The sequence below is a fragment of the Bacteroides sp. HMSC067B03 genome (assembly GCF_001811315.1).
In the GTDB taxonomy this organism is placed as follows: Bacteria; Bacteroidota; Bacteroidia; order Bacteroidales; family Bacteroidaceae; genus Bacteroides; species Bacteroides faecis.
Genome location: NZ_KV804460.1, coordinates 1 through 25,205 on the forward strand (window position 1 = coordinate 1; position 25,205 = coordinate 25,205).

Genomic DNA, 25,205 nt, shown 5'->3' on the forward strand with positions numbered 1-25,205 from the left:
ATTAAAGAAAAGACGGCATCGCCGAGACGCTTACTGTTTTTATGTAGAAAACAATGAGAGATACCTTGCAAAAGAAGTATCTCTCATTACATATCACACTGATTATATGCCATTTATCTCATATAGAATGAGAGTATGAGACTAATATTTATTTTTTTATTTCTAGTATGCACTGCATTCAAGTTACAGATGCGATTTATTTATCCTGTTTTCTATATGCAGAAGGAATCTCGCCTTTAATAGACTTGAAGACTTTACTGAAATAACGCAAAGAAGAGAAGCCGACCACTTCGGAGATCTCAGTAATATTCATGGTGGTAGTAGTAAGCAACACGATTGACTGCTCAATACGCTGCTTGTTCACATAATCTACAATCCCCATACCGGTGATGGCTTTTACTTTGTTGAACAATAATGACCGGCTAATGCACATATTGGTGGCCAGAAATGCGACATCCAGTTCCGGATTACTCATGTTGTCTGCAATCAATGAATTTAATTTCAAAAGAAAAGTTTCATCCGCATTACTAAAGCTCACTTCTTTATGTGTCAGCAGTTTATCATCTTTGTATCTCGCCCGTATCTGTTCGCGCAATCTCAACTGATTATGAATCAATGCCAGCAAACCGTCTATCTCAAAAGGCTTCGGCAAGAAGGCATCTGCTCCGGTCTTATAGCCGGTATACATATTCTGAGAATTGTGATAAGCGGTCAGCAAAATAAAAGGGATATGACTGATATCCAAGTTAGTCTTCACTTCCCGGCAAAGCTCAAACCCATTCATACGGGGCATCATAACATCACTGATTATGATATCCGGCAATCGGTCCTTAATCTGTTCCAATCCTTCTTTACCATCCTTAGCGACATATACACGAACAAAGTAATGGCTCAGTGTTTCTTTCAGATAACTTCGCAGTTCGGGAGTATCTTCTACCACCATCACCGAATATTTCTTTAAGAAGGTATAATCAACCTGATCGGGTTCGTTCACTTCAACGCCTGCAGACGTTTCTGTAGAAACCGGTTCGAGTTGTCCACAGGCATCTGTGAATAATGGCAACTCAAAATAGAACACCGCTCCTTTTCCATCGGCATTCGAAGCACCTACTTTTCCCTTATGATGAGTAATAAGACTCTTTGCATAGGATAATCCGATACCACTTCCTCCTTTCTCATGTACCCCTTGATAGAAACTGGAGAAAAGAGAATCCGTATCCACCATATTCAGTCCCATCCCCTGATCCTTGACAGAGATCCGAACCCTGTCTTTTTCCGGCGACAAAGTGGTAATCAATGTAGTGGTCGTACCCGACTCACTAAACTTCAGCGCATTCATCAAGAAGTTGGACAGAACAAATTCACACTTGTTCTTATCGAAAGGAACGTCTTTTATCTCTTCGTCCAGCTCGTATTGCAGTTTAATGCCTTTCACGTGATATTCACCGACGAATTTATCTCCGACCGAACGTACCCACTCATTCAAAGGATGTGGCAGAATATGCAGCATATCTTTTCCTTCCTCCAACTTTCTCACATCCAGCACCATATCAATGATACTCTTCATCTGATAGGCCTGCTTATAAATCGGAACCAACAGCTTTTCCACATCTTTCTTGTCCGACTCCTGATTTATGATACGCTTCAATGGCGCACAAATCAGCGTAAGAGGAGTACGAAGCTCATGACTGATATTCGTCAGGAAATTAATCTTCTCCTCATACATCTTATTTTTCAGACGCATAATTTCCCGTTTCTGTTTGGCCTTCTTTTTACGGTAGAAGTAGTAGACAATGCTATATGCCACCAGCCCCAGCAATATATATAGCAGCATATAAAAGCAGCCTGTCTTCCACCAAGGCGGGGTAACAATGACATGGAGAATCTGCTGTTTCGTGCTCCATCCCCCATTGCGGGCATAATAAGAAGCGGTTATCGTATACTCGCCTATCGGCAAATAGTTAATGACCAGAGAATTCGAGTTGGAACTCGCCAGCTCCTGATGAAGGCCTTCAATATTGAAGCGGAAGAAATTCTTGCGGAATACATCACCTTCATTCAGCAAAACTTTCAATTGCAGGGAAGAGAAGTTCCAAGGAATCTGGATAGTCCTGGCCGTTGCATGTTGCTGCTCTTCGGATAATGAGACAGGAAGACCATTTAATAATACATCCAGCAATTCAACCGTATAATCCGAATCTGTATCAAAATGAACGGCAGAGTTTACAACCGTCATACCTGTGGTACCACCGACAAAAACATCTCCATTCTTGGCCAGAAGAGTAGCATGAAAAATATATTCATTGGGAAGGACACCGTCTACCTCATCCAGAGTGGCGAAGTTATGAGTATGGGAAGAATAAACAAATAAATGACGGCGCGTTCCGATCCAGATACGATACTGGTTATCAGCAACGACAGAGGCTACATCCTGAAACAGGCTTGTTTGTATCAGCTCACTCTTCCCGGTGCGTGGATCATAACGTAGCAGCCCTTCGGTAGAAGCCAGCCAGAAGACACCATCCTTATCCATAGAAGCATCATTAATAATATGCTGCCCCTGATAAATCGTCTTGAAAGTGCCTTCGGAAGAATCATACTCACATATATTTTTCAGATCGGAAAGATATGTTTTCGTTCCTACCGTAGCTATAATCAGCGGAGACTGCCGTTCATATTCTTTTCCCATAGTAGCCACTATATCGAACTTACGGGTAACGATATCATATATAAAAATATGCTGGGCACTAAAAAGAATCTTATTCTTCGTAATCCGCTGTATATTGACAGAAAATCCATTGATACAAGTCTGATCATTCATTTCCTTATCAATCAAGACAAAGGGGCGTATCTGTCCCGTCTGCTTATGAAAGATGAAAAGCCCTTTATTAAAAGAAAAAAACAGGAGCTCATCAGGAGTATACTCTACGATAGAAACAACTTTCTCATATTTGGTGGCAGGATAATGTTGGAAAGTTCCCGATGCCGGATCAAAACGATTGATACCGCCGCCATCAGTTCCCACCCAGATCATTCCGTCGTCATCCTGGAAAAAACTATTTATCGTCTGATTACTTAATCCATACAAATTGCCAAAAGGGACATTCTGATAAGAACAGGCATATACCCCCTTTATACCCACCAATCCTCTCCGGATACTGCCTGCCCACATATTATTGGCAGGGTCCAGATAGAGACGGTAGATCGTATTGGCTGGAAATGAATGGACATCATCCTGCTTTTGCTGAATATTGGTAAATGAAAAATCATCTAAAGAAATAATATTGATCCCGCCACCGTCGGTTGCCACCCAGAGTTTGTTTTCTCTTTCAGTGATGTCATGAATGACATCATATGTCAAAGGAGAATTGGATGCCGTAAAGTGCTTGATCTGCTTATCGTCTTGATAGCAATACAATCCGCTGCCATAAACGCTTACCCAAAGACGGTGATAAGAGTCCAGATAAATGCAGGTATAGTTTTTTTCTGTAAACGACTCTATTTTCTTCAGCTCATAAGTCCTCATATTGAAAGAGTATATGCCATGCCAGCGCGAATTGAGCAGAATATTCTCATCATCAAAACGTATCATTTGCCAAAAAGGCGTATAGTAAGCCGGATCTTGTGCATAATACAGAGGTTCGAGCTTGTTAGTGGCATAAGCATATTTATAGATCGCTCCCGACCCACTTAACAAGACACCGCCTTCAACCAACAGATAGGAAGCAACGTAGATCGGTTTGCCACCATTCGATAAGGTTCTAAAATTATCATTTTCTCTATCGTAAAGACAAATTCCTCCCATTGTAGCTACCCAGAGATTACACAAAGAGTCCTCAGCAATAAAAGTTATATTATTAGAAGGCAACGTCTTTTCGTCTCCCGGCTGATGCAGGTATTGTTTCAGATGGTCACGGTCATAACAATTCAAACCAGCCTCCGTACCAATCCAAAGATAACCTCTGTGGTCATTCAGAACACTCTGTACTTTCGACTGTGAAAGCCCCTCCCTTATTCCGAGTTGTTTATAATAGTAATAAGGAGACTGGCTCCAGATAGGCTGTGCAATTCCTATAAAGAAAGACAATAGATATATTTTAAATAGAATCTTATTCATACATAGCGCATAATACTGTATCGAGGTGTAAATATAGGAAATTCTATTTAAATAAAACTGTTTTATATTAAAATCTCCTGCTTTATGGAATATTTCCTCAATAATTCTTGCACATACAAAAGAAACACGAATTCAAGTAAAATCTTTTTTTTCCAAAAAAATATTAGATTCTCCTTATATTATAAGGTAGGGAGAATCTTTTTTTCTACTTTTGCCCCGAAATATCATGGTACAAGCCATCATAAAAGAAAGAATTATGCAAAAAAACCTTGTCATTGTCGAGTCTCCGGCAAAAGCAAAAACGATTGAAAAATTTCTCGGGAAAGATTTCAAAGTCCTTTCTAGTTACGGACATATACGCGATCTGAAGAAGAAAGAATTCAGCATCGACGTAGATAAGAATTTTAAACCCGCTTATGAAATTCCGGCAGACAAAAAGGCTTTGGTCAACACGCTGAAAGCAGAAGCGAAAGAGGCAGAAACCGTATGGCTCGCATCCGATGAGGACCGCGAGGGAGAAGCGATCGCCTGGCATCTGTATGAAGTATTAAAACTAAAACCGGAAAACACAAAACGAATCGTCTTTCACGAAATTACTAAAGGCGCTATTTTAAAAGCAATCGAACAACCACGCGATATCGACCTCAACCTCGTAAATGCGCAACAGGCACGACGGATTCTGGATAGAATTGTAGGTTTTGAGTTATCTCCCGTACTCTGGAGAAAAGTAAAGCCTTCTCTGTCGGCTGGTCGTGTACAGTCAGTAGCTGTCCGTCTGATTGTAGAACGTGAACGAGAGATTCATGCCTTCAAATCAGAAGCTGCTTACCGGGTGATAGCTGTATTTCTTGTCCCCGATACAGACGGCAAACTGGTAGAAATGAAAGCTGAACTATCCCGCCGTATCAAAACAAAAGAAGAAGCAAAAGCATTCCTGAACGCATGTCAGGGAGCGACTTTCACGATTGAAGATATAACTACCCGTCCGGTCAAGAAGACACCGCCGGCTCCGTTTACTACTTCCACCCTGCAACAGGAAGCAGCCCGCAAACTGGGATATACTGTAGCACAAACAATGATGATCGCACAGCGTTTGTACGAATCCGGATTCATCACTTATATGCGTACAGACTCCGTCAACCTGTCGGAATATGCAACAGCAAGTAGTAAGGATGCCATCATCCATATGATGGGTGAGCGTTATGTACATCCCCGTCACTTTGAAACAAAGACTAAGGGAGCACAGGAAGCGCACGAGGCAATTCGCCCGACTTACATGGAAAATCAATCCATCGATGGTACGGCACAGGAAAAGAAATTGTATGACCTGATCTGGAAACGCACCATTGCCTCGCAAATGGCAGATGCGGAACTGGAAAAGACTACTGCTACCATATCTATAAGTAAAAGCGGCGAAGTATTCACTGCTGTCGGTGAAGTTATCAAGTTTGATGGTTTCCTGCGTGTATATCGTGAATCTTATGACGACGAGAGTGAACAAGAGGATGAAAGCCGGCTGTTACCTCCTTTAAAGAAAGGGCAGAAACTGGAATATGGTCCGATTGTTGCCACCGAACGTTTCACCCAACGTCCACCGCGTTATACGGAAGCAAGCCTTGTGCGCAAACTGGAAGAATTGGGTATCGGTCGTCCTTCAACCTATGCGCCTACCATTTCTACTATTCAGCAACGTGAATATGTAGAGAAGGGCAACAAGGATGGCGAAGAACGTACATTCAATGTGCTGACGCTGAAAGACAGCCAGATCAAAGATGAAGATCATAGCGAAATTACAGGTGCGGAGAAGTCCAAACTCTTTCCTACAGATACCGGAACAGTAGTAAACGATTTCCTCACCGAATACTTCCCGGACATTCTGGATTATAACTTTACCGCCAGTGTAGAAAAGGAATTTGACGAGATTGCAGAAGGAGAAGTACAATGGACTTCTATCATGAAGACTTTCTATGATCAGTTCCACCCGTCAGTAGAAAAGACATTATCTATAAAGACAGAACATAAAGTTGGCGAACGTATTTTAGGAGAAGAACCCGGCACAGGAAAGACTGTTTCTGTAAAAATCGGTCGTTTCGGCCCTGTAGTACAAATCGGTACGGTAGATGATGAAGAAAAGCCACGTTTCGCACAAATGAAGAAAGGCCAGTCCATGGAAACAATTACATTGGAGGAAGCATTGGAACTGTTCAAGTTACCACGTACTATTGGTGAATATGAAGGAAAGACTGTCAGTGTAGGTATAGGTCGTTTTGGCCCTTATATCCAGCATAACAAAGTATATGTATCACTGCCGAAAACACTTGATCCGATGAAAGTTACTTTGGAAGAAGCAGAGCAACTGATTCTGGAAAAACGGGCAAAAGAAGCAGAACGGCACATCAAGAAGTTTGATGAAGAACCGGATATGGAGATTCTGAATGGCCGGTACGGACCTTACATTGCTTACAAAGGCAATAATTACAAGATTCCCAAAGATATTGTTCCGCAGGATTTGAGTCTGAAAAGCTGCCTGGAATTAGTCAGAATACAAGACGAAAAGGGTCCGAGCACTTCTTCCAAAGGCAAACGAACTGCCAAGAAGAAATAATATTTGCACCAAACCCTGATATCAAAAGTCCGGTAACCTATATCAACTGGTTACCGGACTTTCGTTGTATTTACAATGCAATATATTTCTTTCTAAACAAATTATTCTCAAACGCTTTGTTTTGATATATTAAATACATATATTTGCAGATCACAATCAAATTATCAGAACACAGTTATGCAAACAAACAAATTCAATTTTCTCCTTGTGGGGGTACTATGCGCACTCTCGTTAGTCGGTTGTATGGAAAAGGATTTATACGAAGCTCCAAAAGAAAAAACTGCAGATAACTATTTTGGCTTTACAACATCTTCCAGTTGCACAGTTGATTTAAATTATGGTTTAAATTATCAGGTTGTTTTTGAATTATATTCCGAAAATCCGTTGTCTGAAGATACGGATGGAAACATAATCAAAACTAAAGAAGAGCCTGTCTATCGTGGGGCTACCGATAAGAAAGGGATTTTCAATGATTTCATATCCATTCCGTCTTATCTTACAGAACTCTACCTCTATTCAGATTATCTGGGAACAGTCAGTCCGATTCAGCTGCAGATTGTGAACGGTAAAGTATCTTTTGACCAGAAAGCTTTTATACAAAGTAAAAGAAATGCCAAAAGTACAAGCAGAGGAGTAACAGAAAACGGCTATAAATACCCGGAAGGCTTTAAAGTTCTAGGCGACTGGAGTGTAATAGGATGTCCTACTTATCTTTCTTCCACTCCCACAGAGATAGATGGCCAACTCTTATATAATATCCGCGAAGTTTTCATTAAGCCGGGTGGAAGCGCAGCGATGGAAGATCATTATCCTGAATATATAGCTGATAATGTAAATATAGAAATCAATATCAAGAAACCTACAGAAATCGGGCTGGTTATGCTTAACAGTACAGGCACCAAGCAAAATACTGTGGGCTATTTTACCTATCCTACCAATCAAAAGCCGACTGAGGCAGACCAAATTACACCGATTATTGCCTATCCACGCATATCGACCGCCGTGTGCAATTCCAGCAGTACAGCAGGGAGCATGTATACCGGTGACAGAGTTGAGCTGAAATATTGGGATGGTACAAAGTTCGTGGACGAATTCCCTGCGGGAGTAAGTATAGCATGGTTTCTTATAGAATCTTCCTTTAATCAAAAGACCTCGGAGGTCCTCAACAACAAACGCACTTTCTATTCTATCCGCAACTTGAACAAGAGCAAAGAACACCGCACCATTGCTCTAAAGAACAAATCCGGGGAAGTTGTAGCGTTCGGAATGGAAGATGCAACCAACTTCGAACCAACAGATAATACCAGAAAAGGGAACTTTGGAGATGCTGTATTTTATCTTGATTTCTCAGATGGATCATCCATCGAAACTGGCGGGGTAGAAGAACTCCCCGATGCACCTATCGAGAACATACATACTTCCTATAAAGGTGTATTATCATTTGAAGATTTCTGGCCATCCAAAGGGGATTATGACATGAATGATATGATTGTCGAATACAAACGTGATATTCACAAAAGTATTCTAACCAATAAAGTTGAAAAGATTATAGACACATTTATACCTAAACATGATGGTGCAAACTGGCAGAATGGGTTTGGTTATCAGCTCACAGGTATATCAAATAGTGATATAAAAAAAATAACCATAGAATCCGGCGGAATAGTTTCACAGTTTATGGAAGGAAAGGATAGGGAACCAGGGCAGGACTATCCCACTATTATTCTTTTCGATAATCAAAAGACAGCTATCAACAAAACGTTTACCGTAACAATAGACGTCACTCAGGAAAAATTTACAGAAACCGCATTTATTCCTTTCTTTAACAACGATTATTGGGAAAAGACGTACAGCAAATTTAATATGAACCCTTTTATCATCATCTCTTCCGGCACAGGACGTGACAAAGAGGCACATATTGTAAAATTCCCTCCAACCAGTAAAATGAACTTCTCTTATTTCGGCACAGGCAGTGATGTATCCAAACCAGATGAAGGACTGTACTACGTAAATAGCGAGAATATGCCGACCGGGCTACAAATTAGCGGTGTCAGGGTAGGAACTAAGCGAAGTGCCGACTTTCTTGTACCAATAGAAAAGACAAGTATATTGGAAGCGTATCCTAAATTTGGAGCTTGGGCATCCAGCTTCGGTGCTTCGAATGGATATTGGTGGAAAGACCCTGATAATTCGAAAGTAATTACTCAATAATAAACTTTCAATAATCTTATCCAAGCAAAACAATGTAAAAGCATGTGACCCAAAAGACATAAATCTGGTCGAACAACAACTCAGAATAAGATACGGTAGCTGTTTCCGTTTCTCTCTTTCTGAGCAAGGGATGAGGTGAATAAAACATACGGGATTCCTTTAATATACCTATTAAAGAAACCCCGTAAAAGAGTATTTTGTTCAGAGCAGGTATTACATTCTGGAAGGAACCTCAATACCCAGCAAACTCATTCCCAAACGAACTACTTTGGCCACATTGGCAGACAAAGCAATACGGAATATTTTTACCGCCTCATTCTCTTCACGCAGAATACTATAGTCGTGGTAGAACTGGTTATATTCTTTCACCAGATCATACGTATAATTTGCGATAATAGACGGACTGTAGTCTTCTCCGGCCTGTTTTACAACTGCTGCAAAATCAGCCACCATCTGGATCAGTCCTTCCTCTTTCTCGCTCAGTTCGATACCGACAGGAATCTGTTCCGGTATCACAATACCGGACTCAGCAGCTTTACGAAGCACAGACTGAATACGGGCATACGTATATTGAATGAACGGTCCTGTATTACCATTGAAGTCAATAGACTCTTTCGGATTGAAAGTCATATTCTTGCGGGCGTCTACTTTAAGAATAAAGTATTTCAAAGCACCCAGACCAACAATACGGGCAATATCATCTGCCTCTTCCTGTGTCAGACCATCCAGTTTTCCCAATTCCTGCGAAGTTTCTTTGGCTGTTGACACCATCTCTTCCATCAGGTCGTCAGCATCAACCACTGTACCTTCACGAGATTTCATCTTACCTTCCGGCAGTTCCACCATACCATAAGAGAAATGTACAAGACCTTTTCCCCATTCAAAACCCAGTTTATCTAACAGGATAGAAAGTACTTGGAAATGATAATTCTGTTCGTTACCCACAACATAAATCATCTTATCAATCGGATAATCAGCAAAACGAAGTTTCGCCGTACCGATGTCCTGAGTCATATAAACAGATGTGCCGTCGCCGCGAAGAAGCAGTTTATGATCGAGCCCTTCAGCAGTCAGGTCAGCCCAAACAGACCCGTCCTCTTTTTTAAAGAAAAAGCCTTTTTCCAGTCCCTCCATCACTTTCTCTTTTCCTTCAAGATAAGTGTTGGATTCATAATATATCTTATCGAAGCTGACACCCATCTTTTGGTAAGTCTCATCAAATCCGGCATACACCCAACTGTTCATCATTTCCCATAAAGAACGTACTTCCGGATCGCCGGCTTCCCATTTCACCAACATTTCACGGGCTTCCTGCATCAACGGAGAAGCAGCTTCTGCTTCTTCTTTTGTCATGCCTTTTTCCATCAGTTCGGCAAGTTCCGCTTTATAATGCTTGTCAAAAGACACATAATAGTCGCCAACCAGATGGTCACCTTTCTTGCCTGTACTTTCAGGAGTTTCTCCATTTCCATATTTCTTCCATGCCAGCATGGATTTACAGATATGGATGCCACGGTCATTTACTATATTCGTCTTTACCACTCTGTTTCCGTTTGCAGCAACGATGTTAGCCAACGCATTTCCTAAAAGATTGTTACGCACATGCCCTAAATGAAGCGGCTTGTTGGTATTCGGTGAAGAGTACTCAATCATAACTAACGGAGAAGCCTCGGTAGCTTTTACCAAACCGTACTGTTCATCTGATTGAATCTCATTCAGCAACTCAATCCAGGTAGCCGACGCAATAGTCAGATTCAAAAAGCCTTTTATTACATTGAAAGCAGCTACAGCAGATTCATTTGCCTTCAGATATTCACCAATTTCCTGAGCTGTCTGTTCCGGTCCTTTTCTTGACATTTTCAGAAAAGGGAACACTACCAGCGTCAAATGTCCTTCAAATTCCTTCTTGGTTTTTTGCAACTGCACCATCTTCTCAGGGACTTCCTGACCGTAAAGTGCTTTTAGTCCGTTGATGACGGACGCTACAAGTTTATCTTCTATCTTCATAATCAAGTTGTTTCTTGCGCGCAAAGATACAAAAAAAGGAGACGTATCGCGCCTCCCTCTTCTAATTTCTTTCAACTATATGTTTATTCAACAGCTGCAGACAATTCAGCACCAGCTTTAAACTTAGCTACTTTCTTTGCAGGAATAGTAATAGCCGCCTTTGTAGAAGGATTAATACCAGTTCTTGCCGCTCTTTCACTTACAGAGAACGTTCCAAAACCAACCAAAGCTACCTTATCACCAGCTTTCATAGCGTTAGTAACTGAAGAAATGAAAGCATCAAGAGCTTTCTTCGCATCGGCTTTACTCATTTGAGCTTCAGCAGCCATTGCACTAATAAGTTCAGACTTATTCATGATACGTAAAATGATTAATTAATATATATGTTACACAAAAGATTTCCCATTACGACTTTACAAATATAGATGAACAAAACAATATATCAAATAAAAACATAAAAAAAACGCAGCAAATTATTGAAAAAGAGCTAATAGGGAAGCTTTTCCATGCTTTAAAACAGAATTTATTCGTACTTTTGCGTTCATTACTTAAATATTCAGAATATAAAATTATGCCAACTGTAACTAAAAACCTGATAATTATCAATGTACTAGTCTTTTTCGGGACACTTGTCGCTCAACGATACGGTATCGATCTGACTAATTATCTGGGATTACATTTTTTCCTCGCCAGTGACTTCAATCCGGCACAGCTTATCACTTATATGTTCATGCATGGCGGGTTCAGCCACATTTTTTTCAATATGTTTGCTGTTTTCATGTTTGGAACTGTTCTTGAACGGACCTGGGGACCGAAACGTTTCCTTTTTTATTATATCGTCTGTGGTATCGGCGCAGGACTTATCCAAGAAGGAGTGCAATACATTAAATATGTAGTGGACTACAGCCACTATTCACAGGTGGATATAGGAACAGGCATCATTCCCATGGGAGATTTTCTAAATATGCTGACTACCGTGGGCGCTTCGGGAGCTGTATATGCCATTTTGCTCGCATTCGGTATGTTGTTCCCCAACAACCAGCTATTCATCTTTCCGCTGCCTTTCCCTATCAAAGCCAAATACTTCGTTATCGGTTATGCTTTGATCGAACTGTATGCCGGCTTTGCTAATAATCCCGGAGATAATGTAGCCCACTTTGCCCACTTGGGAGGTATGATATTCGGATTTATCCTGATTATGTATTGGAGAAAAAAAAGTAGAAATAATGGGACATATTATAGCTGATTTAAAAGAAACATTCAGAAGAGGAAACACTTTCATCCGACTGATTTATATTAACGTAGGAATCTTCGTTATCGGTACGTTAATTAGTGTAGTATTGCAGTTGTTCAACCTTAGTGCAGCGGGGATATTCGATTTATTCGCCCTTCCGGCTTCCCTTCACCGGTTTATCATCCAGCCATGGTCATTACTTACCTACATGTTTATGCATGCAGGTTTCCTGCATATCTTGTTCAACATGCTCTGGCTATACTGGTTCGGAAGTTTGTTTCTCTATTTCTTCTCGGGAAAACACTTGCGGGGGGTATATGTATTAGGAGGTATCTGTGGAGGGTTGTTCTACATGGCAGCTTATAAGATATTCCCTTATTTTAGCGAGGTATTACCGCACGCTACATTGGTTGGTGCTTCTGCCTCCGTGCTTGCCATCGTAGCAGCTACCGCTTACAGAGAACCGAACTATCGGGTACAGCTTTTCCTTTTTGGCGCCGTTCGTTTAAAGTATCTGGCACTGATCGTTATCGGAACAGACTTACTCTTTATTACTTCCAATAATGCAGGAGGACATATCGCACACTTAGGCGGTGCACTTGCCGGACTCTGGTTTGCAGCCAGCCTGAGCAAAGGAAAAGATCTGACTTCCGGCATTAACTGGTTCATCGACGGCTTCGCTTCCCTGTTTCAGAAAAAGACATGGAAACGCAAACCCAAAATGAAAGTACACTATGGAAGCGATACAAGTCGCGAGAAAGATTATGATTATAATGCCCGTAAGAAAGCACAATCGGATGAGGTAGACCGTATTTTGGAGAAGCTGAAAAAATCCGGTTATGAAAGCCTGACGACGGAAGAGAAGAAGAGCTTGTTCGACGCAAGCAAAAGATAAAAGAATGGAACACATTGGCAAATTTGTCCTTTATTTGATATTAGCAATCAACGCCCTCTTTGTAGGGATGTTGATTTTGAGTGCCTATAGCCCATATCTCCAACCCAAAATACATCCGATAGCTTCCTGTCTGGGGCTTGCTTTCCCTATATTTCTGGCTATCAACCTATGCTTTGTTATCTTTTGGACCATCATCAGCTATCGCTATGCCTTACTGCCGATCATCGGGTTTCTGGTATGTATCCCGCAAATACGGACCTATATCCCCATTAATTCTACGGTAGAAACAATACCGGACGGCAGCATCAAGTTCTTGTCCTACAACGTTATGGGGTTTAACAATTTAGAAAAGAAGGACGGAAAAAATCCAATATTATCCTACCTTGCCGACAGCAAAGCTGATATCATCTGCCTTCAAGAGTACAATTCAACTGGAAACAAGAAATATCTGACAGCAGAAGACATTAGGAAAGCATTAAAGGCATATCCTTACCGCTCTATCCACAATCCGGAAAAAGGAGGCAGCCAGTTAGCTTGCTTCTCTAAGTTTCCCATACTTTCGGCACGTCCCATCCAATATGAAAGTACTTACAATGGATCAATGCAGTACACTCTGAAAGTAAATGAAGACACCATTACCCTCATAAACAACCATCTAGAATCCAACAAACTGACGAAAGAAGACAAGGTAATCTATGAGGATATGATAAAAGACCCGGACGCAAAGAAAGTAAAAACGGGGCTCCGACAATTAATAAAGAAACTGGCGGAAGCATCAGCCATCCGTTCTTCACAGGCGGATTCCGTAGCCAGCATCATTGCAAACAGCCAATATCCCACTATTATTGCCTGTGGCGACTTCAACGACGCTTCCATTTCGTACACCCATCGCATCCTTACACAACAACTGGATGACGCTTTCACACAATCCGGCAGGGGACTGGGTATCTCCTATAATCTGAATAAATTCTATTTCCGGATAGACAATATTCTGATCAGTCCCAATCTGAAAGCCTATAACTGTACCGTAGACCGTTCGATTAAAGATTCGGACCATTACCCGATCTGGTGCTATATAGGCAAGCAATAAAACAGAAAAAACTTTAATAAATACCATGATGATTAGAAAAACTTTAACCATTTTAGCAGCAAGTTGTATGATGTACTCCTGTGGAACAAAAACAGAAAGCAATCCTTTCTTCACTGAATTTCAAACAGAGTATGGTGTTCCTTCCTTCGATAAAATCAAACTGGAACATTACGAACCCGCCTTTTTGAAAGGTATTGAAGAACAGAACCAGAATATCCAGGCAATTATCGAAAGCCCGGAAGTACCTACCTTCGACAACACGATTGTAGCTTTGGACAACAGCGCACCCATTCTGGACCGTGTAAGTGCCATTTTCTTCAATATGACGGATGCGGAAACAACCGATGAACTGACCGAGCTCTCTATCAAAATGGCACCAGTCCTTTCCGAGCACGAAGATAACATCTCTCTGAATCAAGAACTTTTCAAACGTGTAAACGCTGTATACCAACAGAAAGATTCAATGAATCTGACCACAGAACAGAAACGTCTGCTGGATAAAACCTACAAAAGTTTCGTCCGTTCGGGAGCTAATTTAGATACAGAGAAACAGGCGCGTCTCCGCGAAATCAACAAAGAACTTTCTACCTTGGGTATTACATTCAGCAATAATGTTCTGAATGAAAACAATGCCTTCCAACTTTTCGTAGACAAAAAAGAAGATTTATCCGGATTGCCCGAATGGTTCTGCCAAAGTGCAGCCGAAGAGGCTAAAGCTGCCGGACAATCCGGAAAGTGGCTGTTCACCCTTCACAATGCCAGCCGCCTGCCGTTCCTGCAATACTCAGAGAATCGCCCGCTCCGCGAGAAAATGTATAAGGCATACATCAACCGTGGAAACAATAACGACAAGAATGACAATAAAGAAACCATCCGGAAGATTGTCTCCCTCCGTCTGGAAAAAGCTAACTTATTAGGTTTCAATAACTATGCCAACTTTGTACTGGACGAAACAATGGCAAAGAATGACAGCAATGTAATGAGTCTGCTGAATAACCTTTGGAGCTATGCCTTGCCGAAAGCGAAAGTCGAAGCCACAGAACTCCAACAGTTAATGGATAAAGAAGGCAAAGGCGAGAAATTGGAAGCATGGGACTGGTGGTATTACACCGAGAAACTTCGCAAGGAGAAATACAACCTCTCCGAAGAAGACACCAAGCCTTACTTCAAACTGGAAAATGTACGCGAAGGAGCTTTTGCAGTCGCCAACAAATTATATGGTATCACTCTGAGCAAACTGGAAGGTATCCCAACTTACCATCCGGATGTGGAAGTCTTCGAAGTGAAAGACGCCGACGGCTCCCAACTGGGTATTTTCTATGTTGACTATTTCCCCCGTTCCGGAAAAAGCGGCGGCGCATGGATGAGCAATTACCGCGAACAGCAGGGAACAACCCGCCCGTTGGTATGCAACGTATGCAGTTTCACCAAACCTGTCGGCGACACTCCTTCTTTGTTGACAATGGACGAAGTAGAGACCTTATTCCACGAGTTCGGTCATGCGCTGCATGGCTTGCTGACAAAGTGCGAATACAAAGGAACCTCCGGTACCAATGTTGTACGCGACTTTGTTGAACTTCCTTCTCAGATCAACGAACACTGGGCCACCGAACCGGAAGTACTGAAAATGTATGCGAAACATTATCAAACCGGCGAAGTAATCCCCAATGAAATCATCGAAAAGATTCTGAAACAGAAAACGTTCAACCAAGGATTCATGACTACCGAGTTACTGGCTGCCGCCATTCTCGACATGAACCTTCATATGATAACAGATGTAAATAATCTGGATATGCTCGCTTTCGAAAAAGAAGCGATGGACAAGCTCGGACTGATCCCCGAAATAGCCCCCCGTTACCGTGTCACATACTTCAATCATATCATTGGCGGATACGCTGCCGGATACTACAGTTACCTTTGGGCGAATGTACTTGACAATGATGCCTTTGAAGCGTTCAAAGAACATGGAATCTTTGATAAAAATACAGCCGACCTGTTCCGCTACAACGTATTGGAGAAGGGAGACAGCGAAGATCCGATGATACTTTATAAGAATTTCCGCGGTGCAGAACCGAGTCTGGAGCCGCTACTGAAAAACAGAGGAATGAAATAAAACGGCAAAAAAGCCCTTAAACATCAAATATTTGAGGGCTTATTACATATGAATGTGAAAAAAAAACTATATTTGCAGCCTTGTATGCGGCAAAAAGAACTTGTATACGACAGAATTTAACTGAAAATTAAATTAAAAAAGTAATCATCATAAATTAAAAGTAAAATGCAAAACAAAGGATTTGTAAAGGTTTTTGCGGTACTACTCACGCTGGTATGCGTGTTCTACCTCTCCTTCTCCTTCGTAACTCGCCATTACACAAATAAGGCGAAAGAGATTGCGAACGGTGACCCGAAAGTAGAACAAGACTACCTTGACTCTCTCTCCAATGAGAAAGTAATGCTGTGGAACTGGACGCTGAAAGATTGTCGTGAAATGGAGATCAGTTTAGGTTTGGACCTAAAAGGTGGTATGAATGTTATCCTTGAAGTTTCTGTGCCTGATGTTATCAGAGCATTGGCTGACAACAAGCCAGATGAGAATTTCAACAAAGCGTTGAATGAAGCTGCAAAGCAAGCTGTCAACAGCCAGGACGACATCATTACCTTGTTCGTCAGAGAATACCAGAAGACTGCTCCGGGCGCAAAACTTTCTGAACTCTTCGCAACACAACAGTTGAAAGATAAAGTTAACCAGAAATCATCAGATGCTGAAGTAGAAAAAGTATTGAGAGCAGAAGTTAAGGCTGCCGTTGAAAATTCATACAACGTGCTTCGTACCCGTATCGACCGCTTTGGTGTTGTTCAGCCGAACATCCAAAGCCTCGAAGATAAAATGGGCCGTATCATGGTGGAACTTCCGGGTATCAAGGAGCCGGAACGTGTGAGAAAACTTCTTCAAGGTTCGGCTAACCTCGAATTCTGGGAAACATATACTGCAAAAGAGATTCTTCCGGCTATGCAATCGGCTGACTCAAAATTGCGTGCTATCCTGTCACAGGAAACGGCTGCTGACTCTACAGCTACTAACACAACAGCAGACACAATCCCTGCAGCCAAACTGACAGAAGCTACTCCGGCCAAAAAAGCCGTAAGCGTTGCCGACAGTCTCGCAGCTACTCTGAAAGGAGATGCCAAAGACGAAAAAGCTGGAGCAAACATGGAAGAAATCAAAAAGCAATATCCGTTGCTGGCTATTCTTCAGTTGAATTCAAGCGGTCAGGGTCCAGTTATCGGCTATGCTAACTATAAGGATACTGCCGATATCAACAGATATCTGAGCATGCCCGAAATCCAGTCAGAACTTCCGAAGGATCTTCGTCTGAAATGGGGTGTTTCTCCTTCTGAATTCGATAAGAAAGGACAGACGTTTGAATTGTATGCTATCAAGTCTACCGAACGCAACGGCAAAGCTCCGTTGGAAGGTGACGTAGTAACAGATGCAAAAGACGAATTCGACCAATACAGCAAACCAGCTGTAAGCATGACAATGAACTCTGACGGTGCACGCCGCTGGGCACAGCTGACCAAGCAGAACATCGGTCGTTCTATCGCTATCGTTCTTGATAACTATGTATATTCTGCTCCGAACGTAAACTCTGAAATCACAGGCGGACGTTCGCAGATTACAGGTCACTTTACTCCGGAACAGGCAAAGGACTTAGCTAACGTATTGAAATCCGGAAAGATGCCGGCTCCGGCTCACATCGTACAGGAAGATATCGTAGGCCCGTCTCTGGGTCAGGAATCTATCAACGCAGGTATTTTCTCATTCGTTGTAGCTTTGATCTTGTTGATGATCTATATGTGTTCTATGTATGGTTTCATCCCGGGTATGGTTGCCAACTGCGCATTGTTCCTGAACTTCTTCTTCACGCTGGGTATCCTTTCATCCTTCCAGGCGGCACTGACCATGTCCGGTATTGCCGGTATGGTGTTGTCACTCGGTATGGCGGTGGATGCGAACGTACTTATCTATGAACGTACAAAAGAAGAGCTTCGGGCCGGCAAGGGTGTGAAGAAAGCATTGGCTGACGGTTATTCTAACGCCTTCTCTGCAATCTTCGACTCTAACTTGACATCTATTATCACCGGTATCATCCTGTTCAATTTCGGTACAGGTCCTATCCGTGGTTTCGCCACTACATTGATTATCGGTATCCTTGTATCCTTCTTTACTGCTGTGTTCATGACTCGTATTGTATACGAACACTTCATGAATAAAGACAAGTGGCTGAACCTGACATTTACTTCCAAGATTTCCAGAAACTTGCTGGTAAATACCCGTTTCGACTTCATGGGAACCAATAAGAAGTCACTGATCATCGTAAGCGCTATTATTCTTGTTTGTATTGGTTCGTTTGCATTGCGTGGTTTAAGTCAAAGTATTGACTTCACCGGTGGACGTAACTTCAAGGTACAATTCGAGAATCCGGTAGAACCGGAACAAGTTCGTGAACTGATCGCTGACAAGTTTGGTGAAGATGTAAATGTAAATGTGATCGCTATCGGTACAGACAAGAAAACAGTACGTATCAGTACCAACTACCGTATCGCAGACGAAGGTAACAATGTAGACTCTGAGATCGAATCATACTTATACGAAACACTGAAGCCGTTGCTGACACAGAACATCACACTGGCTACTTTCATCGACCGTGACAATCACACAGGTGGTAGTATCGTAAGTTCACAGAAAGTAGGTCCGAGTATCGCAGACGATATCAAGACAGGTGCCGTATGGTCAGTTGTTCTGGCTCTGATCGCTATCGGTCTGTATATCTTGATCCGTTTCCGCAACATCGCTTACAGTATTGGTTCTATCGTAGCTCTGACTTGTGATACGATCATGATTATCGGTGCTTACTCACTGTTGTGGGGATTCGTTCCGTTCTCATTGGAAATCGACCAGACATTTATCGGTGCTATCCTGACAGCTATCGGTTACTCTATTAATGATAAGGTGGTAATCTTCGACCGTGTACGTGAGTTCTTCGGCTTGTATCCGAAACGCGACAAACGTCAGTTGTTCAATGACTCTCTGAACACGACACTGGCTCGTACCATCAATACTTCATTGAGTACGTTGATCGTATTGCTGTGTATCTTCATCCTCGGTGGTGATTCAATTCGCAGCTTCGCATTCGCTATGATCCTCGGTGTTGTGATCGGTACTTTATCTTCATTGTTTATTGCATCTCCGATTGCATACAACATGATGAAGAGCAAAAAAGTAGTAACAACTACTACGGAAGATTAATACAATCCAGAAATAGAAAAAGCCTCTTCCGAATATTCGGAAGAGGCTTTTTCTATTGATTATTAAAACAAATAGAAGCTATAAGACGTTAATCTTAAAAGAGACCATTGTAAAACTTTAAACTTGTACAGTATGAAAGCAAACAACACAGCTCCCTACAGATCTTCTTAAGTAGCCCCGAGGGGAATCGAACCCCTATCTAAAGTTTAGGAAACTTCTATTCTATCCGTTGAACTACAAGGCCGCTTTTATTTTGGTTGCAAAGATAACGGTTTCTGTCGATTTAACAAGAATAAAAATGCAGGTTCCTTTCAGCAATTTCAAATATTTGGCGTCAATAGGACAATAAAGTACGATTTATTTTGATAATTCGATTAACTTTCCGACCTTTGCACTCACAAATTGAAAGTAAAATCAGTTTTTAAATTAAATATAGTAATTAAAGTTATGGCAGACGAAATGATGGTTAAAGAATTGGAGGAAGTAGTAGTACGTTTCTCCGGCGACTCCGGCGATGGTATGCAGCTGGCAGGCAACATCTTCTCGAACGTGTCGGCTACGGTAGGAAATGACATTTGTACATTCCCTGACTATCCGGCAGACATCCGTGCTCCGCAAGGTTCGCTGACCGGTGTTTCCGGTTTTCAGGTTCACATTGGTGCAGGACAGGTGTACACTCCAGGAGACCGTTGCCACGTATTAGTAGCGATGAACCCCTCCGCACTGAAAACACAAATCAAATTCTGTAAACCGCAAGGACTTATCATCACCGACTCCGACTCGTTCGAAGCCAGAGACCTGGAAAAAGCACAATTCAAGACCGACAATCCTTTCGAAGAATTAGGCGTTAAACAAGAAGTGTTGGAAGTGCCCATTTCTTCTATGTGCAAAGAGAGCTTGAAAGATTCCGGACTGGACAACAAATCCATTCTCCGTTGCAAGAACATGTTTGCTCTCGGACTGGTTTGCTGGTTATTCAACCGCAGCCTGGCAGCGGCAGAAAAGATGCTGCGCGAGAAATTCGCAAAGAAACCCGAAATAGCAGAAGCAAATATAAAGGTATTGAACGATGGTTATAACTATGGTGCCAATACTCACGCTTCTACCTCTACTTATAAGATTGAAAGCAAAGCTCCGAAATCAAAAGGACTTTACACAGACATTAATGGCAACAAAGCAACATCTTACGGCTTGATTGCTGCTGCTGAAAAAGCCGGTCTGGAACTCTATCTGGGTTCATACCCTATCACTCCGGCAACAGATATTCTGCACGAATTATCCAAACATAAATCACTGGGTGTAAAAACCGTACAGTGCGAAGACGAAATTGCCGGATGTGCTTCGGCAGTTGGCGCCGCTTTTGCCGGTGCTCTGGCAGTAACTACTACTTCCGGACCGGGTGTTTGTCTGAAAAGTGAGGCGATGAATCTTGCTGTAATCGGCGAACTTCCTTTGGTCATTGTCAACGTACAGCGTGGTGGTCCATCTACAGGTCTGCCTACCAAGTCGGAACAAACAGACTTGCTGCAAGCACTTTACGGACGTAACGGTGAAAGCCCGATGCCGGTCATCGCTGCTACTTCCCCCACTAATTGTTTTGACGCTGCTTATATGGCTGCTAAGATTGCTTTGGAGCATATGACTCCGGTTGTATTACTCACCGATGCTTTCGTAGCCAACGGTTCTGCTGCCTGGAAACTCCCTAATCTGGACGAATATCCTGCTATCAAGCCTCCGTATGTAACTCCGGACATGGCTGGTAACTGGACTCCGTATCAACGTAATGCAGAAACGGGTGCACGCTATTGGGCAATCCCGGGAACAGAAGGATTTATGCACCGTATCGGTGGTCTTGAAAAGAGCAACGAGAACGGCGCCATCTCTACCGAACCCGAAAATCATAACAAGATGGTTCACCTGCGTCAGGCCAAAGTAGACAAGATTGCAGACTATATTCCCGAACTTGAAGTGCTGGGCGATAAAGACGCAGACTTACTGATTGTTGGCTGGGGTGGCACCTACGGACATCTTCGTCTGGCTATGGACTTTATGCGCGATCATGGAAAGAAGGTAGCCTTTGCACACTTCCAATACATCAATCCGCTGCCTAAGAACACAGCAGACGTATTGCGTAAATACAAGAAGATTGTAGTAGCTGAACAGAACCTGGGACAATTTGCCGGATATCTGCGCATGAAAATACCTGGACTGAACATCAGCCAGTTCAACCAAGTGAAAGGCCAGCCTTTCGTTACGAGAGAATTGATAGATGCATTTACTAAATTATTGGAGGAATAAGAGATGAGCGATAAAGTATATACCGTACAAGATTATAAATCAGGCCAACCTCGCTGGTGTCCGGGATGCGGTGACCACGCTTTCCTGAACTCACTGCACAAGGCAATGGCTGAACTGGGAGTAGCTCCGCATAACATCGCCGTAATTTCGGGTATCGGTTGCTCTTCCCGTCTGCCTTATTATGTGAACACATATGGCTTCCACACCATTCACGGACGTGCTGCTGCTGTTGCAACAGGTGCAAAGGTAGCTAATCCGGATTTGACGATCTGGCAGATCTCCGGTGACGGTGACGGTCTGGCTATTGGTGGTAACCACTTCATCCACGCTATTCGCCGTAACATCGACCTGAACATGATCCTACTGAACAACCGCATCTACGGATTGACAAAAGGACAATACTCACCGACTTCGGAACGCGGATTCGTCAGCAAATCATCCCCTTACGGAACAGTAGAAGATCCGTTCCACCCGGCAGAACTTGCCTTCGGTGCCCGCGGACGTTTCTTTGCCCGCTGTATAGCAGTAGACGGTGCCGCTTCTGTAGAAGTATTGAAAGCAGCCGCCAATCACAAAGGCGCATCTGTAGTAGAAGTTCTGCAAAACTGCGTCATCTTTAACGACGGAACTCATGCTTCCGTTGCAACGAAAGAAGGACGTGCGAAGAACGCAATCTATCTGGAACACGGCAAACCGATGTTGTTTGGTGAAAACAAAGAGTTTGGTTTGATGCAGGAAGGTTTCGGACTGAAAGTAGTGAAACTTGGCGAAAATGGAATCACAGAAAAAGACATTCTCGTTCATGATGCTCACTGCCAAGACAATACGCTTCAGTTAAAACTGGCATTGATGGAGGGTCCCGATTTCCCGATTGCACTCGGTGTAATCCGCGAAGTAGAAGCTCCTACATACAATGATGCCGTAACAGAGCAGATCGAAGACATCAAAGGCAAGAAGAAATATCATAACTTCCAGGAACTGTTGATGACTAATGATACTTGGGAAGTGAAATAATTCGCTTTTCATCCGCAAACGAGAAGGCGCAGACAAGAGATATCATTCTCTTATCTACGCCTTTTTTCATTTTCAAATCATCGGTTCGCCTTACGCTTCTTTACTTCCTCCACGAGTTTCGTAAAGGATTTCTCCTTTTTACGCTTTTCATGTTCGGAAGCGGAGAAATGCCAAGCTTCGCGCCGGAGTTTCAGGTAGCTCTCATAGACTTTAGCATCCAATAGCCCACTGTTTACCGCTTCCAAAACGGCACAGCCGGGTTCATTGATATGCTTGCAGTCCTTGAAGCGGCATGCCTTCGCATAATCGGAAATATCCAGCACTTCTTCCAATGAATCAACACCGTCCATAGCCAGCCCAAACTCCCGGACGCCCGGAGTATCGATCAGCACACCCGATCCATCCATCAACACCATTTCCCGTCGAGTCGAAGTGTGCCGTCCTTTCCCTGTAGACAGGCTTATATCAGACGCAAGCAATAACGATTTCCCACAAAGTGCATTCACCAGAGAACTTTTACCGACCCCCGAAGAACCGACAAACACCACCGTTTCGCCTTCCGGGATAGATTCCCGCAACCGAAGAATCGTTTCGGGCTGACGAATACTTGTAAAAAACACCGGTATCCGGCGGAATATATGCTTTATTTGTTCTTCAATCTCCTGTCTGTCAAAGTCTAAATCGGCTTTGTTGAGCACCCATGCGGCATTGATATTCTCCTCCTGCATCTGAACCATAAAGCGCTCCGCCCTGCGGACATTAAAGTTATCATCAAGGCTTTGTACAATAAACGCCTGATCGACATAAGATGCAATCACCTGTTTATCAGCAACTGTACCGTTTTTCTTACGATACAATGTCCGCTCACGGGGAAGCATATCAACGATGATTCCTTTATTTTCATCAAACGGCTGAAAGATGACCCAATCACCCGTACAAGGCAGTTCGAAGTCCGATCTTCCATACATCATACTTCCTGTCAGCTCACACTGAAACTGTCCGTTTTCAGAAATTACTTCGTAACAGGTACGATGTACGACGGATACCCTGCCATGAGGCAACGCATTATAGGTTGATTCCTGTTTCAGCTGGTCCAATTTATCATTCCAACCATAAATAGCTAACTGGTTCATTGTCCTACCTTTTTTGCGATGAAGAACACATAACCGTAAAACTCTTTATACTTGCGGTATAATTCTACTTCCATCGATTGAAGCGCACTGAATTCTTCGGCTATTTTATTTCCTGCATACTTACGAAGAAAAATCTCCTGCGCCGGAACCTTCAGAGCAAAATAATGCTCTGTCCAACAGTTTTCCGGCAGAATAAATGTTGCGACGGGAAGATAGCCGGCTTTGTGTATCTTGGCCACCTGATTAGGAATCGTATCTATTTCCGGATACGCATCTACCCAGAAGTCATTGATTTCCGCGGGGCGTTCGTCTGTAAACCACGAACTTTCGGAAACAGCAATATACCCTCCCGGTTTCAGATACTGACGCCACTCATTCAGTCCCCGTTCAAAACCGATATTATAAATGGCACCTTCCGACCAGATCAGATCCAGTTCCTCCTTCTGAAAAGGAAGATCATCCATTGAGCCGACAATACCTTTTACCCGGTCCTGCAAACCTGATTGCAGGGCGTTACGGTTGAAAATATGAATAAAGTCGGAAAGAAAGTCCAGCCCGGTAATCTGTCCCGGCGTATGTTCCGCCAATACCATTGTCTGACCGCCCGTCCCGCAACCGATGTCGGCGATAAGGGATTTATCGGTAAGATTATCTATGAAGCTCAATGCTTTCAGTGTCACTTCAGGGCTTCCGGGCCCTTGTCGCTCCATATTGGAAAAGAAGTCACAGATTAAATTAAGTTCGAATTCATGAATAGTTTTATTTTCGTTACTCATTATCGTAATGTATTTTGCATACACAGAAAGCATCACAACGCTTTCATCATTGCACGCAGATTAAACTTGAATTAAATAAATAAAGAATCACTCTCGAAAGGAGTTATCCGAGAGTAAACGAAGAGACAATCTGTATCAAAAGCACAGATTGTTTATAAAACCAAATCCGATTTAAATGTCTTTGTCATGCCGCAAAGATATATAATACTTTCCGATCCTGCAAAATAAAAAAACATGTTTTAATGTCATCCATGCCTAAAAAGTTAGAAGCATTTAATGCTTTTCCGTGCGGTATCAGAAAAAAAATCGTAGCTTTGCAATAACTTAAAAAAGAGACTGATATGGAACAACAGGACAGATATATACGTTTTGATTGGGCAGTGAAAGTACCTTCTCCGCCAAAAAGCAAATTTTGGTGTGTTGGAGGGCTTCTTGACTGTGCTTTTGGGCGAAGACGTGAAAATCATCGAACTGTTGGAAAGTGAAAGTAATCAGCAGACCATTGATGATAAGT

The 25,205-nt window shown here is 42.5% G+C and carries 14 protein-coding genes and 1 tRNA gene; 9 read left to right on the forward strand and 6 right to left on the reverse strand.

Going from position 1 to position 25,205, the window contains the following annotated elements; all coding sequences use genetic code 11:
* Positions 1-196: 196 nt before the first annotated feature.
* A complete protein-coding gene (locus tag HMPREF2794_RS23440) occupies positions 197-4,117 on the reverse strand; it encodes a hybrid sensor histidine kinase/response regulator transcription factor (RefSeq protein WP_070752848.1) in 3,921 nt (1,306 codons plus the stop codon).
* Between the two features lie 256 nt (positions 4,118-4,373).
* Between HMPREF2794_RS23440 and topA the strand changes: the two genes are divergently transcribed.
* Positions 4,374-6,722 (forward strand): type I DNA topoisomerase, encoded by a 2,349-nt coding sequence (gene topA, locus HMPREF2794_RS23445; protein ID WP_010535667.1) that lies wholly within the window; start codon positions 4,374-4,376, stop codon positions 6,720-6,722.
* A 177-nt stretch (positions 6,723-6,899) separates the two neighbouring features.
* Entirely contained in the window at positions 6,900-8,933 is a 2,034-nt protein-coding gene (locus HMPREF2794_RS23450) for an LruC domain-containing protein (RefSeq protein ID WP_022302318.1), read from the forward strand.
* A gap of 213 nt (positions 8,934-9,146) precedes the next feature.
* Here HMPREF2794_RS23450 and argS read toward each other — a convergent pair whose 3' ends face one another.
* Positions 9,147-10,940: an arginine--tRNA ligase gene (argS, locus tag HMPREF2794_RS23455; RefSeq protein WP_010535669.1), complete on the reverse strand. Its 1,794-nt coding sequence runs from the start codon at positions 10,938-10,940 to the stop codon at positions 9,147-9,149.
* 83 nt (positions 10,941-11,023) lie between these two features.
* Positions 11,024-11,296 (reverse strand): HU family DNA-binding protein, encoded by a 273-nt coding sequence (locus HMPREF2794_RS23460; RefSeq protein WP_008761933.1) that lies wholly within the window; start codon positions 11,294-11,296, stop codon positions 11,024-11,026.
* Positions 11,297-11,511: 215 nt separating this feature from the next.
* Here HMPREF2794_RS23460 and HMPREF2794_RS23465 point away from each other — a divergent pair, with 215 nt between their 5' ends.
* From HMPREF2794_RS23465 to secDF, 5 genes are all read left to right on the forward strand, one after another.
* Entirely contained in the window at positions 11,512-12,186 is a 675-nt protein-coding gene (locus tag HMPREF2794_RS23465; protein WP_010535671.1) for a rhomboid family intramembrane serine protease, read from the forward strand.
* Positions 12,167-13,069, forward strand: a complete 903-nt coding sequence (locus HMPREF2794_RS23470; protein WP_070752850.1) for a rhomboid family protein — start codon at positions 12,167-12,169, stop codon at positions 13,067-13,069. The genes HMPREF2794_RS23465 and HMPREF2794_RS23470 overlap by 20 nt, the downstream gene beginning before the upstream one ends.
* 4 nt (positions 13,070-13,073) lie before the next feature.
* Positions 13,074-14,159: an endonuclease/exonuclease/phosphatase family protein gene (locus HMPREF2794_RS23475; RefSeq protein WP_070752852.1), complete on the forward strand. Its 1,086-nt coding sequence runs from the start codon at positions 13,074-13,076 to the stop codon at positions 14,157-14,159.
* A gap of 25 nt (positions 14,160-14,184) precedes the next feature.
* Positions 14,185-16,272: a M3 family metallopeptidase gene (locus tag HMPREF2794_RS23480; RefSeq protein ID WP_070752854.1), complete on the forward strand. Its 2,088-nt coding sequence runs from the start codon at positions 14,185-14,187 to the stop codon at positions 16,270-16,272.
* A gap of 165 nt (positions 16,273-16,437) precedes the next feature.
* Entirely contained in the window at positions 16,438-19,470 is a 3,033-nt protein-coding gene (secDF, locus tag HMPREF2794_RS23485; RefSeq protein ID WP_070752856.1) for a protein translocase subunit SecDF, read from the forward strand.
* A 172-nt stretch (positions 19,471-19,642) separates the two neighbouring features.
* Here secDF and HMPREF2794_RS23490 read toward each other — a convergent pair.
* A tRNA-Arg gene (locus HMPREF2794_RS23490) sits at positions 19,643-19,714 on the reverse strand.
* A 203-nt stretch (positions 19,715-19,917) separates the two neighbouring features.
* Here HMPREF2794_RS23490 and HMPREF2794_RS23495 point away from each other — a divergent pair.
* Together HMPREF2794_RS23495 and HMPREF2794_RS23500 are read left to right on the forward strand one after the other, a co-directional pair.
* Positions 19,918-21,768 carry a 2-oxoacid:acceptor oxidoreductase subunit alpha gene (locus HMPREF2794_RS23495; RefSeq protein ID WP_010535676.1) on the forward strand — a complete coding sequence of 617 codons (1,851 nt, stop codon included), beginning with the start codon at positions 19,918-19,920 and terminating at the stop codon, positions 21,766-21,768.
* A 3-nt stretch (positions 21,769-21,771) separates the two neighbouring features.
* Complete coding sequence (locus tag HMPREF2794_RS23500; protein WP_022302323.1) at positions 21,772-22,782, forward strand: 2-oxoacid:ferredoxin oxidoreductase subunit beta; 1,011 nt, start codon at positions 21,772-21,774, stop codon at positions 22,780-22,782.
* Positions 22,783-22,859: 77 nt separating this feature from the next.
* On the opposite strand, the gene rsgA is transcribed toward HMPREF2794_RS23500, so the two are convergent.
* Together rsgA and HMPREF2794_RS23510 are read right to left on the reverse strand one after the other, a co-directional pair.
* Entirely contained in the window at positions 22,860-23,915 is a 1,056-nt protein-coding gene (gene rsgA, locus HMPREF2794_RS23505; RefSeq protein WP_010535678.1) for a ribosome small subunit-dependent GTPase A, read from the reverse strand.
* Positions 23,912-24,724 (reverse strand): class I SAM-dependent methyltransferase, encoded by an 813-nt coding sequence (locus tag HMPREF2794_RS23510; RefSeq protein WP_138336222.1) that lies wholly within the window; start codon positions 24,722-24,724, stop codon positions 23,912-23,914. Before HMPREF2794_RS23510 ends, rsgA begins: the two co-directional genes overlap by 4 nt.
* Between the last annotated feature and the right edge of the window lie 481 nt (positions 24,725-25,205).

Excerpts from the sequence above, each read along its gene's own strand:
- topA (WP_010535667.1), top strand. The coding sequence starts at position 4,374 with ATGCAAAAAAACCTTGTCATTGTCGAGTCTCCGGCAAAAGCAAAAACG.
- HMPREF2794_RS23500 (WP_022302323.1), top strand. The coding sequence starts at position 21,772 with ATGAGCGATAAAGTATATACCGTACAAGATTATAAATCAGGCCAACCT.
- rsgA (WP_010535678.1), bottom strand. The coding sequence starts at position 23,915 with ATGAACCAGTTAGCTATTTATGGTTGGAATGATAAATTGGACCAGCTG.
- HMPREF2794_RS23450 (WP_022302318.1), top strand. The coding sequence starts at position 6,900 with ATGCAAACAAACAAATTCAATTTTCTCCTTGTGGGGGTACTATGCGCA.
- HMPREF2794_RS23465 (WP_010535671.1), top strand. The coding sequence starts at position 11,512 with ATGCCAACTGTAACTAAAAACCTGATAATTATCAATGTACTAGTCTTT.
- secDF (WP_070752856.1), top strand. The coding sequence starts at position 16,438 with ATGCAAAACAAAGGATTTGTAAAGGTTTTTGCGGTACTACTCACGCTG.
- HMPREF2794_RS23510 (WP_138336222.1), bottom strand. The coding sequence starts at position 24,724 with ATGCTTTCTGTGTATGCAAAATACATTACGATAATGAGTAACGAAAAT.
- HMPREF2794_RS23470 (WP_070752850.1), top strand. The coding sequence starts at position 12,167 with ATGGGACATATTATAGCTGATTTAAAAGAAACATTCAGAAGAGGAAAC.
- HMPREF2794_RS23480 (WP_070752854.1), top strand. The coding sequence starts at position 14,185 with ATGATGATTAGAAAAACTTTAACCATTTTAGCAGCAAGTTGTATGATG.
- HMPREF2794_RS23475 (WP_070752852.1), top strand. The coding sequence starts at position 13,074 with ATGGAACACATTGGCAAATTTGTCCTTTATTTGATATTAGCAATCAAC.
- HMPREF2794_RS23460 (WP_008761933.1), bottom strand. The coding sequence starts at position 11,296 with ATGAATAAGTCTGAACTTATTAGTGCAATGGCTGCTGAAGCTCAAATG.
- HMPREF2794_RS23440 (WP_070752848.1), bottom strand. The coding sequence starts at position 4,117 with ATGAATAAGATTCTATTTAAAATATATCTATTGTCTTTCTTTATAGGA.
- HMPREF2794_RS23495 (WP_010535676.1), top strand. The coding sequence starts at position 19,918 with ATGGCAGACGAAATGATGGTTAAAGAATTGGAGGAAGTAGTAGTACGT.
- argS (WP_010535669.1), bottom strand. The coding sequence starts at position 10,940 with ATGAAGATAGAAGATAAACTTGTAGCGTCCGTCATCAACGGACTAAAA.